Origin of the sequence: Paenibacillus sp. FSL H7-0326, assembly GCF_001955535.1 — a bacterium.
Classification (GTDB): Bacteria; Bacillota; Bacilli; order Paenibacillales; family Paenibacillaceae; genus Paenibacillus; species Paenibacillus shunpengii.
The window spans coordinates 1749289-1765420 of record NZ_MPVN01000001.1 but is presented as its reverse complement, the minus strand read 5'-3'; the positions used below and the strand labels follow the sequence as shown (position 1 = coordinate 1765420).

At 47.3% G+C, this 16132-nt stretch carries 14 protein-coding genes; 6 read left to right on the top strand and 8 right to left on the bottom strand.

Annotated features, from left to right (window positions below; genetic code table 11):
- Positions 1–117: 117 nt before the first annotated feature.
- The 4 genes from BK126_RS08635 to BK126_RS08620 all read right to left on the bottom strand — a co-directional run bounded on the left by BK126_RS08635 (position 118) and on the right by BK126_RS08620 (position 4101).
- Positions 118–1464: an LLM class flavin-dependent oxidoreductase gene (locus BK126_RS08635; protein ID WP_076312152.1), complete on the bottom strand. Its 1347-nt coding sequence runs from the start codon at positions 1462–1464 to the stop codon at positions 118–120.
- Between the two features lie 160 nt (positions 1465–1624).
- Complete coding sequence (locus tag BK126_RS08630; RefSeq protein ID WP_047913450.1) at positions 1625–1813, bottom strand: twin-arginine translocase TatA/TatE family subunit; 189 nt, start codon at positions 1811–1813, stop codon at positions 1625–1627.
- Positions 1814–1840: 27 nt separating this feature from the next.
- A complete protein-coding gene (locus BK126_RS08625) occupies positions 1841–2422 on the bottom strand; it encodes a RidA family protein (RefSeq protein ID WP_305954036.1) in 582 nt (193 codons plus the stop codon).
- 80 nt (positions 2423–2502) lie between these two features.
- Complete coding sequence (locus BK126_RS08620; protein ID WP_076312151.1) at positions 2503–4101, bottom strand: flavin monoamine oxidase family protein; 1599 nt, start codon at positions 4099–4101, stop codon at positions 2503–2505.
- Positions 4102–4415: 314 nt separating this feature from the next.
- Here BK126_RS08620 and BK126_RS08615 point away from each other — a divergent pair, with 314 nt between their 5' ends.
- Positions 4416–4652 carry a MerR family transcriptional regulator gene (locus BK126_RS08615; protein ID WP_076312616.1) on the top strand — a complete coding sequence of 79 codons (237 nt, stop codon included), beginning with the start codon at positions 4416–4418 and terminating at the stop codon, positions 4650–4652.
- 132 nt (positions 4653–4784) lie between these two features.
- Entirely contained in the window at positions 4785–6365 is a 1581-nt protein-coding gene (locus BK126_RS08610) for a sensor histidine kinase (protein ID WP_076312150.1), read from the top strand.
- Positions 6366–6519: 154 nt separating this feature from the next.
- On the opposite strand, the gene BK126_RS08605 is transcribed toward BK126_RS08610, so the two are convergent.
- A complete protein-coding gene (locus tag BK126_RS08605; RefSeq protein WP_076312149.1) occupies positions 6520–7353 on the bottom strand; it encodes a 1,4-dihydroxy-6-naphtoate synthase in 834 nt (277 codons plus the stop codon).
- A gap of 1 nt (position 7354) precedes the next feature.
- Positions 7355–8002: a futalosine hydrolase gene (locus BK126_RS08600; RefSeq protein ID WP_076312148.1), complete on the bottom strand. Its 648-nt coding sequence runs from the start codon at positions 8000–8002 to the stop codon at positions 7355–7357.
- 212 nt (positions 8003–8214) lie between these two features.
- Here BK126_RS08600 and BK126_RS08595 point away from each other — a divergent pair, with 212 nt between their 5' ends.
- The 4 genes from BK126_RS08595 to BK126_RS08580 all read left to right on the top strand — a co-directional run bounded on the left by BK126_RS08595 (position 8215) and on the right by BK126_RS08580 (position 12574).
- Positions 8215–8616, top strand: coding sequence for a GntR family transcriptional regulator (locus BK126_RS08595; protein ID WP_076312147.1), 402 nt, complete (start codon positions 8215–8217; stop codon positions 8614–8616).
- Positions 8609–9511: an ABC transporter ATP-binding protein gene (locus BK126_RS08590; protein WP_076312146.1), complete on the top strand. Its 903-nt coding sequence runs from the start codon at positions 8609–8611 to the stop codon at positions 9509–9511. Before BK126_RS08595 ends, BK126_RS08590 begins: the two co-directional genes overlap by 8 nt.
- The gene (locus tag BK126_RS08585) at positions 9486–11516 is read left to right on the top strand and encodes a DUF6449 domain-containing protein (RefSeq protein ID WP_076312145.1); all 2031 of its coding nucleotides are present in this window, start codon (positions 9486–9488) and stop codon (positions 11514–11516) included. The genes BK126_RS08590 and BK126_RS08585 overlap by 26 nt, the downstream gene beginning before the upstream one ends.
- Before the next feature lie 191 nt (positions 11517–11707).
- On the top strand, positions 11708–12574 hold the full coding sequence (locus BK126_RS08580) for a kinetochore Spc7 family protein (RefSeq protein ID WP_076312144.1): 867 nt from the start codon (positions 11708–11710) through the stop codon (positions 12572–12574).
- A gap of 133 nt (positions 12575–12707) precedes the next feature.
- Here BK126_RS08580 and BK126_RS08575 read toward each other — a convergent pair whose 3' ends face one another.
- Both BK126_RS08575 and BK126_RS08570 read right to left on the bottom strand, forming a co-directional pair.
- The gene (locus BK126_RS08575; protein ID WP_076312143.1) at positions 12708–14735 is read right to left on the bottom strand and encodes a S9 family peptidase; all 2028 of its coding nucleotides are present in this window, start codon (positions 14733–14735) and stop codon (positions 12708–12710) included.
- 234 nt (positions 14736–14969) lie between these two features.
- Positions 14970–16109 (bottom strand): LLM class flavin-dependent oxidoreductase, encoded by a 1140-nt coding sequence (locus BK126_RS08570; protein ID WP_076312142.1) that lies wholly within the window; start codon positions 16107–16109, stop codon positions 14970–14972.
- Positions 16110–16132 lie beyond the last annotated feature (23 nt).

Genomic DNA, 16132 nt, shown 5'->3' with positions numbered 1-16132 from the left:
GCATAATTCAGTTCAATATGTGGATCTAAAACAGTAAATAACCTTTGCTCTGGCGAGCAAAGGTTATTTTTGTATGGGAGGGATACTAGGGGAACGTGAAGAGGTTAACGCATCCTATTAAGAATGCTGAAGAGGCTGTTTTGTACTTCTTGAAACGGGTCTTCTCAGACCTAAATGCTCCCGTAGTGTGCTTCCTGTATACTCTTTCCGAAATAAATCTCTACGCTGCAGCTCCGGTATGACGAGATCGACAAAGTCGGTTAAGCCTCCAGGCAGATACGGGGCCATGACGTTAAATCCGTCAGCGGCCCCCCCTTTGAACCAAGCTTCCAGCTGATCTGCAATCTGAACGGGCGTTCCCTTGATGCTCCAATGTCCGCGTGCACCTGCGATGTGCTGGTACAACTGGCGGATCGTGTAGCCTTCGCGGTCAGCGATGTCTTTGAGAAGTAGGAAGCGGCTCTTCTGACCATTGATTTGCGAGAGATCAGGTAGTTCAGGCAAGGGACCATCTACAGGATAAGGGGAGAGGTCGTAGCTGATCAGACCTGATAACAGTGCTACACCGACCGTAGGATGAATCAGCTCTTTCAGTTTGGCTTCGAGTTCATCAGCCTCTTCTTCGGTTCTTCCGATGATAGGGAACACGCCCGGCATGATTTTTACATCCTCGGCCGTTCTGCCATAGTGCTGCAGCCTGCCTTTTACATCTGTGTAAAACTGCTTCGCTTCATCAAATGTCTGCCAGGCGGTAAAGATCGCCTCCGCGTACTGTGCGGCAAAATCCCGGCCAGATTCCGAAGCTCCGGCTTGAATGATGACAGGGTTGCCCTGCGGAGGGCGGGAGATATTCAGCGGTCCCTGCACCTGAAACCATTCTCCCTTGTGATCGAGGGCGCGGATCTTATCAGGAGCGGAGAACACGCCCGATTCTTTATCCTTAACAACCGCATCGTCATCCCAGGTATCCCACAATCCGGATACGACATCTAAAAATTCTTTGGCACGATCATATCTTAGCTCATGGAGCAAATGATTCTCTTTCCCAAAGTTCAGCGCTTCAATTTCACTGCCGGAGGTCACCACATTCCAGCCTGCCCGGCCATTGCTGAGATGATCCAGGGAGGCAAACTTGCGGGCAACATGGTAAGGCTCGTTGTAGGTGGTGGAGACGGTGGCTGCCAGTCCAATACGATCTGTAACTGCAGAGAGAGCAGATAGTAAGGTCAGCGGCTCAAATGTTGCATTCACCGCCCGGCCTTCTATTGATTTACTTCCTTTTGCGGCAAGACTGTCTGCCAGAAACACCATATCGAATTTACCCCGCTCAGCGGTTTGAGCAAGCTCCTTGTAGAACGATAAGTTCAGCACACCATTCACATCTGCATCGGGATGGCGCCATGCAGCCACATGATGACCTGGAACCATCAGAAAGGCGCCTAGCTTCATTTCTCTCTTGGACATACTTTGCCTCCTCCTGACAACCAAAAAAAACCGAAGATCAGACTCTTTCCTAAATAGAAAAGAATGATCTCCGGCTGTCCGGTTGAATGTAGTATATTCCGACTGGAATAGTTATAAATTTATTAAAAGCATAATAACATAGGAATCCAAAATTTAGCAACTACTTTTTGTTCGGTGACGATTCATCCTCATCCTTACTATCACCGACGAGATCACGAGCCGAAGATTTGAACTCGAACAAGGTCCGACCTACGGCGCGTCCAAGCTCAGGCAATCTGGAAGGTCCGAATAAGATCAGGACCAATACCAGAATCATAATGATTCCGGTTATTCCTATATTCTGGAACATAAGATGTCCTCCTCATGTAGTAATTGATTATTTTTTGGGAAATACAGCGACAGCCTCAATTTCGATCAGCCAATCAGAGCTTACGAGACTGGCCACACCAACAGTGGAGCGAGCGGGCTTGACTGGATTTTTTTCGTTGTTAAAAAATTCGCCATAAGCTTCATTCCAGCCTGCATAATCGAATATGCCTTCCTTCGCGGCGTCCGCCGTCAAGTAGGCGCGGAGATAGACAACATCCTTCATAGAGAGACCCTGATCCTTAAGCTGCTTCTCAATGGATGCCAGAACACCGGCCGCCTGAGTCTTGGTATCTCCGTATCGTTCATAGATGGTCTTGCCTTCCTTATTCAGTACGGGAGGCACCGTGCCGCTCGTGTACAGATAGGCAGACCCTTCCGGCACTACGACACCGCCCGAGATACTCGAGCTGGGATTACCGTAGAAGACAGGACTACTGCCTGGTACTGAGACCTGTGCTGGAGCGGGCTCAGGCACCGATACGGTTCCCTGAACTTCGATAGGGGCTTTATCTGCTGCATAAGCGGTTGCACTTAAGCTTGCCATGAGTATAGCTGCGAGCGTTAGACTTTTTATTTTTTTGTTCATCATAAACTTCTGCCTCCTCTGGACATTTATATACCTGGAATAAAATGCACTATTGATGATAACTGGGGGCTATCCCGTATGAATTATGCCTTCATGACACGTTGATGAATATCTTTGACGACGGCTCTTGCGGAATCAATGGCCCCGGCCTGCCAAGCTACGATATGGCTGATATGATCTCCTGCAAGATAGATTCGGTTGTCCGGCTGGCAGAGGGTCTTATACATTCCTGCACGCTCCTCGGCGTTATAGGATACCCAGGCACCTTCTTGATATTTAATTTTTTTCCAGTCAATGGAGAAGGAATTCTCGAATTCTGTCTTGTATTGAGGATGGATCTTGGCACCTTGATTCAGTGCGTGACGCTCCCGTTCTATGTAGCTCATATTGCCCAGCTTGTCCGCATTTGCCCCGGTTGCATAATAGCCGAGCAGGATGCCCTTCTTGCCAAAGTAGTCTGTAGGAGGATAGTAGATTTGGGTGATGTCCATATTAGTCAGGCTGTTACCGCCGAAGAGCAGCTCATCTTCTTCCCAGAACCTGCGTTTGAATTGCAGGCCGATCTTACCCGCAGATGCATATCTTGCATTCTGTATTGCACTCTTCATGGAGGAAGAGAAATCAGCTGGAATATTTCGAAGAACGGAGAGGGGGATCGTACAGATACAATAGTCTCCGGTAATTTCCTGTTCCTTTTTGTTCTGGGTGAAGCGAACCCGCACGCCATCAGCGGATTGACGAATCTCGGTAACAGGAGCATTCAGCTTGACACGGTTGCCAAGATGCTTCTCAAATCCCTTCACGATCATATCCATACCGCCGACAGGATGGAACATCATCATTTGCTGGTCATAACCATATTCATTGCTGAAATAATTACCGAATCCGGATTGAAGGATGGCTTTGAGATCAAACGGATCTCTGACAACGCCTGCATCCATGCGGCTGCCCGGCTCTTCCTTATATCCGCCGCGGGAGGAGCCGCGGTAGAATAGGTCTGCATTCAAATCACCTTCCCGCCGGAGATATTCAACCAGCTTTTCCTTTTCCTCCGGGGTTATAGGGAGATCAAGAGCAGATTGATTGACAGCCTTGGCGAGCATTTCGGAGACATAACCGCGCACATCGGCTTTGGCTGCTCGCTTGGTAATTTTTTGTCCAGAAAGTGCCCCCACATTCTCATTGTAATAATAGCCGCTGTCGTTCACATTGTTGAAGGGCTCAATCGGGATATTAAACTCTCTGCAATATTCGAGAGTGGAATGAAATTGGGGAATCCGCATTGGACCTGCATTGAAATACAGGTCGCTGCCGAATTGGGAGTATTGACGCGCTCCGCCGATTTCCTGATTCGTGGTTCCTTTGCGAATGCTCCAATTCCGGCCGCCCGCAAAAGGTTTGGCTTCCAGCACCGTACACTGATACCCGGCTTTGCCAAGCTCATAGGCCGCGGTTAATCCCGCTATGCCGGCACCCAGGATAATAATCTTTTTGCCGTTTCGATTGCTTAGCGCCAGATCGTTCTTCCCGGGAGGCGTATAATCCTGAGCTTTCATCGTTTCTGGAGAGAGAAGACCCAAGTTGCCCATTAGACTGAAGACGGCAAGAGAACCCCCGACTTTACCAACTGTCGATAGGAATTGTCTTCTCGTCATGTCTTGAGGCTGTTCAGCATTACTCATTCTATACTTCATCTCCTTTGTGCGTATTAAGAACCTTTGTGGAGAAGATATTAGCAGACAATGAGCTTTGTTGTCTCAATTTTTGTAAGGAAATCTAACACACTTTTTTATTTCAAGGAAATATAATCGATCAAATTCTTATCAATTTGCTTCGATCTATTGAATTTTGTTCGGAAAATCCTTAAAATTATTGCCATAACGATAGTTACTATCATCGACAGCTGAATGCCCTGCTAAATCTGTTCATCAAACATAGTTTCAGGAGGAGATACTCCATTATTATGGTAAGTAATCTAACATTAGGGGTGTTTGTGATGAGTGATCAAATTATGAGTATTGGTATGGTGAAAGAATTGACAGGGTTGTCGGAGAGACAAATTCGTTACTATGAGGAGAAGCAGCTTGTCTTTCCAGCACGAACGAAAGGGGGAAGTCGAAGATATTCTTTTGAGGATGTAAAGAAAATACAAGAAATTCATCGCAAGCTGAAGGAGGGATATAATACCTACGAGCTTAAGATCAAGAGCAGGCGGCAGAGCAACGTGATTTAACATCCCGGCAAGATTATAGATTTTACAGCCGATTTTTTCCACTATTCGACAACAATCTTCACATTCATGGTATATAATGCACTTATCTATACTGCTATATTTGAAAACAGTCATAGGGGAGTGCAAAAACGATTGTTAATCCATCGACTCAAGTTGATTTTCTTTCCGATTAGCTGCTTGCTTATCATTATCGCATCTTCTATTTTGGGTCAGAGCACGCACCGTTTGTGTGCCATGATTGTCGTGGGCATTCTGCTATTATTATCCGTTACATTAGATCATAAGTATCCGCGTTTTCTCTGGATTCAGCTGATTCTGCTCGGTATTTTTCAATATACCACTCAGCTGAACTGGTGTGTACTTCTGTACTATATTATGATCATGACAATCTTCGATAAGAAGCAATCTTACAAGAAAACTTTGCCTGTCTCTGTACTGCTGATTCTGCAGTATACGATTATTCGTTTAAGTTATGTTCCTATCAGTGCGTATAATATTCTTGTTACAACTTTTGACTTCTTGACTTTGATATTTATCGTTTTTCTCTTTCATTATGTCATTCGTGCCGAAACAGAGAAGCAGGTCCTTCGCGATAAGAATGACTATCTTACTACCCACGATCCACTAACCGGCCTTCTCAATTACCTTGGTTATATGAACCAAATACAAGCCTTGATATCCAAAAAAGTTCCTTTTTATTTAATACTGCTGGATTTACAAAATTTCAAATCTTACAATCATGATGGATTGGAGAGCGGGAATGAGGCGCTCGTTAACCTGGGCAAGGCTCTTACCTCCACTTTCCCTAATGCGTATGGTGTTTCCAGATATGCAGGAGACCGCTATGCCTTGCTGCTGCCCACTGAATATTATATACCGGATCATATCGGTGCTTTGCTGGAAATGGATTCACTCGGTTATCAGGTGTCGTACAGTATCGTTTCCCATCCTGAGGAGAGTGAAGATCATAATCAGCTCATTATGAAGGCAGAGGACAAGCTGTTTCAGATGAGGCGGGAGCAGTGGCTTCAGCGGGAGGAGGACTTGTTCAGATCGGAGAAGATGAAGGTTGTCGGTGAACTGGCGGCAGGAATGGCTCACGAGGTTCGCAATCCGCTTACTGCGATTCGTGGATTTGTGCAGCTGTCCAAGATTCAGTCCTATAATATTAAGCCCTGGTATGAGGTGATTATGAGTGAAATTACGAGAGTGACGGAGCTGACCGCCGAATTTCTTCAGTTCTCCAAGCCGCATGCCAGCAATATGAGGTCAGAGTCGCTGACGGTGTGTACTGAAAGAGTTGTTTCCTTGTCTGAGTCAGACGCGATATCACGAGGACATCAGCTGACTTTGGACATTGAGGACGAGTCGATGTACATCTATATGGACCGAGACAAGATTGTTCAAGTGCTGCTTAATCTTGTGCGCAACGCGCTTGAGGCGATGGAGACTCCAGGTGAAGTGAAGATTAGGGTGAGCCGGGCTGATAATAAAGCCGTCATCCAGATTCAAGACACCGGAATAGGAATCGCTCCTGACCAGTTTCAGCAGATCTTCAATCCCTTCTATACGACGAAGGAGGATGGAACTGGACTTGGTCTGTCTCTCTGCCAGAAGATTGCTCAGGATCACAAAGGCTCCATTACGGTTCATAGTGTGCTGGGAGAGGGTTCGACGTTTCGATTGATATTGCCTATATTGTTAACGGATTAATCAGGCGGCTGCTCCTGATCATCTATTGCAAATAAGAAAGAAGCCTGACGGGAATAACCGTACAGGCTTCTTCTTGCTGTGCTCGATTTGGATGCAGCTATAAGTTATATGCTGAGCATCAGGTGTAGAACAACCGATCAGGAGTTCACTGTATTTAGCTTCTTAATTTCTCAAAATCTATTCCAGGTACGAGACCTTCTGCAGCAGCACGGCCCAAGAGAGCTTCAATCGCACCGAAGCCTTCTTCACCCAGATCTCTGGTGAATTCATTGACATAGAGATTGATATGCTGCTGTGCAACTTCAGGATCCATTTCTTGTGCATGAGAGAGAATATAGGGTCTGGACTGCTCGGGATGCTTCCAGCCATAATCAACGGAAGCTTGAATCCAGGAAGTAATCTCAGCAGGATCAAGATTACGGCGGGCAACGATGGCACCGAGCGGAATCGGAAGACCCGTATCCGCTTCCCACCATGTACCCATATCGGCCATTAATGTGAGACCGTATGACGGGTACGTGAATCTGGCTTCATGAATGACGAGGCCGGCATCGATCTTGCCATCGCGAACGGCCGGCATAATCTGGTCAAAAGGCATCACAACAATTTCACCGATGCCGTCAGGTACATTCTGTGCAGCCCATAGTCGGAACAGGAGATAGGCGGTTGAGCGCTCACTTGGTACAGCAACTCTCTTGCCAGTGAGATCCTCCGGCTTAGTATTCTGATCGGCTGTTAATACCAGTGGACCGTTGCCTCTGCCGAGGGCACCGCCGCATGGAATGAGGCGATATTCATCAGAGAGCCATGGCAGGGCGGCGTAAGAAATTTTGAGGATATCATAGTCGCTCGGCTTCGTAACAAGCGTATTCGTCACATCAATATCTGCGTATGTAACCGTGAAATCTGGAGTGTTCGGAATCTGCCCATGGACTAGAGCGTGAAAGACAAATGTGTCATTCGGACACGGTGAGTAAACAATGTTCATATTACAAGACCTCCGATAAGTTCTGACTGGCTGTGGTTAGAGCTTGCAGTGCTTCTGGAATGCGCCACGCATCCCGGTTACGCGGACCCACGGTGTTAGAGATCGCTCTGATCTCGAGTACAGGTACATTCATATAGCTTGCTGCAGCAGCGACGCCATACCCCTCCATGGATTCTGCGCAGGCCTCAGGAATACGTCTTAACAATTCCTCGGCGGTTTGAGCCGTTCCGGTTGTAGTCGATACCGTAATGATGGGGCCGCAGTGGACAGGTATATCTGTTGATGTCTGCAGGGCGGATAGAATGGATTGAATTGCATCGGGATTGGCGGTTACTCGTGATGTGCCGAACCCGAGCTCGTCCACACTGCGGAATCCTTCTGCTGTCTCGGAGCCTAGATCGGCTTGTATTATTTCTGTAGAAATAACGATGTCTCCGAGTTCGGCACGCCCCGGGAAGCCGCCGCCAATTCCTGCATTAATGACCAGTTTGTACGAATCAGAAGCCAGTGCTGCTGCGGTTGCTGCCGCGGCGGACGCAGGTCCGGCTCCTCCTGCAATGACGTGATAATGCTCGGGGACTTTCAGGCCGTCCTCTATAGCCTTCCGCTCTGCCTCAACGGCCGTGACGATCAAGATTCGAGATGACATGATGCAGCTCAGCTCCTTCTGGTGACGTAGAGTCAGGTGTGTAATGCGATTTAATTATACCATTTTTAAGAAAGTGACATATCAAAGTGTTTATTGACAGTATCATGAATAACTGTATTATAAGTAATAGTACAGTTAATTCAGTGCTGTGCATTTTCTAATGTACTCTTCATCGTAACATTTGCATTGATCACTTATGAAGGAGGTATCCGATGTTTGAACTGGATGTGCGCAGCCGTAAACCGATATATGAGCAGTTAATTGAACGAATTAAGGAGTTGATCATGATGGAAATGCTGAAGCCAGATGAGCAGCTGCCCTCTGTAAGACATTTGTCAGCTGAGCTTACCGTGAATCCGAATACGATTCAGAAGGCTTACCGTGAGCTGGAGCGGGACGGATATATTTATTCTTTGCAGGGCAAGGGAAGTTTTGTTGCTAAGGTAGAGCATAGACCTCTTGATCAGCGAAAACAGGAACTGAAGCTGGAGATACATAAGCTGCTTACGGAAGCGGTCTATTTGGGAGTGACGGAAGGTGAAATCAGGGAGATTTATCAGAAGGCACAGCAGGATCGTCATTTGGATCGGGTAGAGGGGGAAGAACATGATTGAAGTATCGGGTGTAACGAAAGTATTTGAGACAGAGGCAGCGGTGAATCATCTGTCCCTTACTGTTCGGAAGGGCTCGATATTCGGCCTCTTGGGATCGAACGGAGCAGGCAAGACGACGCTGTTAAAAACAATGGCAGGAATCTATAAGCCTGACAAGGGAAGTGTGACCATTGACGGCGCACCCGTTTATGAGAACACGCAATTAAAAAGGCGGATTATTTTTATGTCCGATATTCCTTACTTCTTCCCTCATACTTCGATTCGCCAAATGGCTGCCTTTTACAAGAGAATGTATCCCGGGTGGAATGAAGAACGGTTTCGTCAGCTGGAATTGGTGTTCAAGCTGGACCTTACGCGGAAGCTGTACAGAATGTCTAAGGGGATGCAGCGCCAGGCTGCTTTTATGCTGGCTCTCAGCTGTATGCCGGATGTATTGCTGCTGGATGAACCTATCGATGGGCTTGACCCGGTCATGCGTAAGATGATCAAGAATTTATTATTTCAGGAGGCAGCTGAACGAGAACTGACAGTCGTTATTTCTTCTCATAATCTAAGAGAAATCGAGGATATGTGCGACCATATCGGGATCATGCATAACGGAGTGCTCATGGTTGAGAAGGATCTGGATGATCTGAAGGCCGATACCCACAAGATTCAGGTAGCCTTCCGAGATGACCGTCATGAGGAGACCCTGTCCAGCCATGTTCGCATACTTCATGGAGAGAAGCGGGGAAGTGTGGAAATTTATATCGTGAAAGGCAATGAGCAGGAAGTGAAGGAAGCATTCAAGGCATTTAATCCTTATGTGCTTGATATGCTACCGCTGACGCTGGAAGAGATCTTTATCTATGAAATGGAGGACGTGGGCTATGACATCCATCCGATTATTCTTTAACCGTGGAGTAATTCTCCAAGACTTGAGGCAGCATGGATGGATTGGGATATTGTATTTGCTTGCTTTGTCCTTTTTGCTGCCAATTGTTATGATGCTGCAGTCTATGACCGATGAACAAAGCAGAGAGATTGATTCTTTGTTTGATGTTTCAGGTGGCCTGACGCTTAATCTGCTGCTGATTTTTCCCATCTTTACTGTGACCTTTATTTTTCGATACTTGCATCGTAAGGCTCCGTCTGATTTATACCACAGCTTGCCGATTACACGAAACCAGCTGCTTACTTCTCATCTGTTCAGTGCACTGATTCTATTACTAATACCTGTGTGGGTGGTAGCTGTTATAACCGCATTAATACGTCCGCTTGCAAGCTATCACTATATATATGAACTGTCCATTGTGTGGGAGTGGGCGTTGATGTCTACTGCAATTACATTGTTTTTGTGTGGACTCACGCTCCTGCTTGCAGTAAGTCTTGGACAAACGATCCTTCAGCTGATTGTAACCTATGGTCTGCTCCTGACCCCGGCGTGGCTGCTTGTGCTGGGTGTGGTTCATCTGGACCGATATCTGTTCGGCTTCTCTAGAGAATATTATGAAAGGGGATATAGCACTGGATTTGAACTAGGTACCATTTCGCCCTTCCTCAGGCTGACGGGTCTGTCGAGTCAACCCTTCGGTTTGCGGGAGCTTCTTATTTACTTGCTGCTAGGTGTCGTATTTATTATAATCAGTTATTTTTTATATCGAAAAAGAGATACGGCCGCCTCCGGACGAGCTATTGTCTTTCCTTTCATGACACTGCTGTTCCGCTTGCTCGTTATGCTGTTTATTTCTATGGTGTTTGGCGCCTATCTGTTTGAGGACAATAGACATAGCAATGGAGTTTCAATCTTCGGGTATATAATCGGCGGTATGCTAGGATGTCTTATTGCCGAGATGGTCGTCCGCAAGACTTGGCTCATATGGAGCAAACGCATACTCGCAAGCTCCTTAGGTTATGGTCTATTGCTACTGCTGCTGCTATATCTGCCTGTATCCAATATAGATGGCTTTGAAGCTCGTGTCCCTAAGGCGACGGACATCAAAGGTGTTGCTGTATCTAATCAATTCAATAACCTTATTGATATGGATATGGTAAATCAAATGCAGGTCCCCGCAAAGCTGACCAGCGAGAGCTTCAGTCATAATCCTGCCTATATTGAAGCGGTCCTTCAGCTGCATCAAGATCTTGTTGCCCAATATGAGGCAGGTGAGATTACTCCTGTACAGGCTTCAGACCATTCCAGAAATTTAATCATTGCTTACGAGCTAGAGAGTGGGAACAAATGGGTCCGTGAGTATGTTCTGCAAGAAGGTCAACTGGAGGACAGTCTTAGAAGGGTCATGGAGCATGAAGAGTACAAGAAGCAGTATGTTCTGAAAGGTCTGACCGATGAAGATACGTTCAGAGCAACCATTTCAAGTTACGGTGCTGATAAAAGAGTTGTCATTACGGATCCGGAAGACCTTCAGGAATTCAAGCAGATCTTACTTAAAGAAATTATGAACATGAGCTATGAGGAACAGCTTGAGATGGGGAACAGCTGGGCTTCCATTGACCTCTCGAGTCCTAATCTACCTTATGGCAACTATCGGAGCATAGATTGGAGCAAATCCTATGAGGAGCTGGAAGCCTGGATGGAAGAGAAGGGTCTTGCCGATCAAGCGAGGATAACTCCTTCCGATATCCGTGAGATGACGATTACGAGAAACATTGCGAACACTGGGTTCACTGGAAATTCCGATGATCTGGAATTGGAGAATAAATACTACGAACATATGGCCCAGCTATCTGGAGAAGCGAAAGTGACCAAGGAAGAAAGTCTATGGGATGTTCTGAAGAACAAAACTTTCTTTACTGTACATTCTGATGACGATCTGGATACCCCCTATCTCGTAAAGATGAAGCTGAATTCAGGTCAAGTATTAATTGAAGGCATGGAGCATTATCCAGAGGGTATGTAGAGCGTGCTGCTTGACGCTAGATGGAAAATAAAGTATATATGAATAGATCCGATTTGAATATGAACGGCTTATGAGGAAGAACCCGTAAGAACAGGCAGGATGCCTATTCTTGCGGGTTTTTTTGTGTTTATGCGTTTTTATTTAAGTGGATCAGAGAAAACAATCGAAGTGAGAAGGGAGAATGAACGAACGTGAATAAGTCTAGTGAGATTCAAGCATCAGGGATTAGGAAGGTGGGCGTGCTAAGTACATGGTGGAAAAAAGGCGGGCTGCTGCTCGCCTCCATCGGCCTAGCGATAACGCTAACTGTACCTTCAGCTCTTGCGGCAGGGTTCGAATTGTCCATTACGGGCAAGAAGATGCTGGATCAAACCGTATCGTCGTCGGGCACGACCATGTCATCCGAGCTCCGTAAGCAGGAGAGCAGGCTGAAGACCCTCCAACAGCAGGATCAATCCCTTGATCAGCAGATCCGGGCGATTTACTATGCGAATAAGGAATTAGAAACCAGACTGCTTGAACGACTCAGACAGCATGAAGCTGCACAGATTGAAATATTAACACAGGACGTGGCGAACACGAAGAAACGGTATGAACCACTGTTTGCACTCTATTCATCCCTGAACAAGGAGCTGACCCTTGTAAGAAAGCTGAAGAACAAGAATCTGACTGCTGCAGTGGAGTCGCAGGTAGATTCGACCAAAGTTGCGGTTACGCTCGCAAAGGAAGAGATCAAACGTAAACAGGACAAGCTGACCGGGGCAAAAAAGGCGAGAGACGCCGAAGTCAAGAAGGTCAGGACAGCACTCGCCCAGAAAAATCCGGTCCAGGTACAGATTAGAGCGGCCAAGAGCAATATATCTGCAGCGAAGAAACGATTTACAGAGGAAATGAAAAATTTTAATCTGGTGGTGAAGAAGAAGGAGGGTACAGCGGTTCTGTCATCGATTACAGCATTATGCACCATTGCAGAGGACATTGTAAGACAAAAGGAAGAACAGTATAAACTGGAGTCGAAGGTGAAGCAGGTAGTCACAGGAGCGGGCAAGCTGCTCTAATACTCTCGTATCGATTCTATATTGAAGCTGAAGCAAGGCTGCACGTCATTCATCACCATTCATGTAGAAGTGGTGACGATGTGCAGCCTTGCCTCATGATTATTCTTTAGAGGTTTGAAGTTCGATCACGAGCTTATTTATGCTCGTCAAACCAGCGGACAATATGATTCAAGCGTTTGACACGCAGACCTGGATGTCCGCCGCGTGACAGCTCATGGCTGGATTTCGGGAATCGAATGAACTGAGTCTTCTTGCCAAGCCGTTTCAGTGCAATGAAGAGCTGCTCTGCCTGCTCGATCGGACACCGATGATCCTCTTCTCCATGAAGAATTAGAAGTGGAGTCTCCACTTGTTCGACATAAGCCAGGGGAGAGTGCTTCCACAATAGCTCGGTATTCTTCCATACGTCACCGCCAATTTGATCCTCCGTGAAGAAGAATCCGATGTCGCTGACGCCGTAGAAGGAGATCCAGTTGGAGATGGAGCGCTGCGTAACTGCTGCCTTGAACCGGTTCGTATGCCCTACAATCCAGTTGGTCATAAATCCGCCATAGCTGCCACCTGTTACGAAGAGCTGAGATTCATCCACAAAATCGTATTCAGTCAATGCATAGTCTACAGCTTCCATGAGATCTGCGTAATCTCTGCCGCCATAATCTCCACGCACGGCATTAACGAATTCCTGGCTGTATCCGTGGCCGCCGCGTGGATTCGTATAAATGACCGCATAGCCTCTAGATGCCAGCAGCTGAAATTCCAGCATGAACGTAAATCCATACATGGCATGCGGACCGCCATGAATTTCGAGCACGGTCGGGATTTTTGTTCCGTTTGGTATTCCTGCGGGCTTCATCACCCAGCCTTGAATAGGTTGCCCGTCCGATGCCTTATAGTAGAATTCTTCCGGCTGAATGAGTTCAATTTCTTGGAGGAAGGCCTCATTGTGCTGTGTAAGTCTGCTCTCAAGCTGTGATTCGGTATCGAGGAGGAACAGATCTCCCGGCTGAGCCGGATCTGCAGCAGCAAGGATGAATTTCTCGTCAGTAAACTTCTCAAATTGATAAATATCTCGATTGCCTTGCGAGATCCATTCGCAGCCAGAACCATCTGCTGCAATCTTTGCCAGGTGTACACCGCCCTCACGCGAGACCAGACTGTATACCGATTGACCATCCTGACTGAACACAGGTCCGTTAGAACGAGTGCCGGATCGCATGTCGGTTACCATGGAGTTGCTGAGCTGGATATCATGTGCTTTCGTTACGGACAGCCATTCACCGTCCTGAACAGGACGAATGAACAGATTCACTTGGGTCGCGTTATGATGAGAACGATCACTTCCGAAGATGGCAAGCTTCTTCCCATCCGGGGAGTAACTGACAGCATATACTGACCATTCGGAAGAGGTGAGCTTCCGGCGATTCTCTCCACTTGCATTGATGACGTAGACGTCGGTAATCAAACTGAGATCCGGGTCTGTGTCATCCTCTGATATTTTCGCAACGAAAGCGATATTCTCTCCATCCGGTGACCAGCAGAAATCTCCGATGTCATAGTCTCCACCTGTTAACGGAGCTGCGGCGGCATTGGACTCTAATTGTTGTATGTATAGATGAGATCTGCGTCCGTTCCAGCGTCCTGTCCCGTCGGCTTTATAACGAATTCGATCAATGATTTCTTCTTCCAGCGGCTTCTTGGAATCTGCTGTGTCTTTCTTTGTTTCTTTCGATTCTTTTGATTCATTCGAATCTGTCTCAGCGTCTGACTGTGGTTCAACTTGCGTACGGAACAACAGCTGGCTGCTGTCCGGTGACCACGCAAACCCGCTTACGCCATGCTCAGCATGGGTAACGATCTGCGCCTCACCGCCATTAGCAGGGATAACCCAGACCTGTGGCTTGTCTTGATGGTTACGTATAAAAGCAAGCTTCCCTCCATCGGGGGACCATATCGGCTGACGATCCTGTTCACCGCTTGTAAATGCGATATCCTCATGACTGCCCAGCTCTACCATCCGGATATGAGAGCTATATCCGTCACGATCCTTGTTAACGGTCTTGGATACATAAGCCACACGTTCTCCATTGGGAGAAACAGAAGGATCGCTTGTCCAGACGAATCGATACAGATCTTCTGCTGTAATGCCTCGTTTATCACTCATACCTATAATCCTCCTAAATCGAAGTCGTTGGAAAGTATTGTCGTTCTTTACTATCATATCTCAATAAATTGAGTGATCACAATGTAACTTTAAATGATAGATAAGAAGGAAGGAGGGGAAATATCGATGGGCTTGGAGAATTAATGTGCCTGGAGAACCGATGTGCTAATTAAATTCTGCCGGTGCAGCAGCAAAAGAGCCTAATCCCTTATCGAGATTAGGCTCCACACACATTTATACACTGACTGTAATGGAACGGTCAGCCAGCTTTTTCTTAACTAAAGGCATCAATAGACGACCTGAAATTTCGGCTTCTTCCAAATGTGGATATCCGGAGAGAATGAAGGAGCTGACACCCGCATCCACAAATTCCAGCAGTCTGTCTGACACCTGCTCTGGTGTTCCGACGAAGGCTACGGCGCCGCCGCCGCGGACGGCAGATAAGCCTGACCATAGGTTAGGTCCGATAATATAGTCCTGCTCCTTCGATTGCTCATACAGATCCATCTGGCGTTTCTGGTTCGTCGCATCTGTCTTGGCATGAAGCTTCTCCTGATTCTTCAGTTGATCGGGTTCGACCTTGCTCAGAATATTCCAGGCGGCTGCCCAAGCTTCTTCCTCTGTCTCACGCACGACAAGCTGAGCTCTAATTCCGTATCGAAGCGTGCGTTCGACACCTGTGTTGTCTTTCAGTTCCGCAAGATGCTGCTCCATCTCGGCGATTTGTCCTTGAATCCATTCCAGCGGCTCGGCCCACATCAAGTAGACATCCGCGCTCTCCGCTGCAACCTTCTTGCCTGAAACGGAGCTTCCTCCAAAGTATAGGGGCGGGTGCGGATTCTGCACAGGAGCGGGCTTGCTTACACCGCCTTCAACCGAGTAATGCTTGCCTTCATAATCAAATCCTGCTCCGCTGCCATCTTCGCCCCAGACACCTTTAACGACATCCAAAAATTCCTTCGTCCGCTCATAACGTTCGTCGTGGCTTCCATGAAGCGGGTCGCCGGTTGCCTTGAGATCCTGAGGATAGTGGCCAGTAACAACATTGATGAGCGCACGGCCGCCGGACATTTGATCCAGAGTGGAGGCCATACGGGCTGCAAGCACAGGTGAGATAAGCCCTGGACGCATGGCAATAAGCGGCTTCAGCTTGGTGGTATGAGCCGCGACCCAAGAGCCGACGATCCATCCATCCCAGCAATCTCCTCCGGCAGGAATGAGTGTGAACTCGTACCCTGCCTTTTCTGCGGCTTGTGCCACCTGTATGAAATATTCCTGGGAAGGCTTGCGCTCGAGTAGGGTACCAATATATCTTCCATCCCCATTCGTGGGAATAAACCAACCAAACTCTACGGATTGTGCTGTTGTGCTCATTATCATGCACTCCTTTCAAGGTA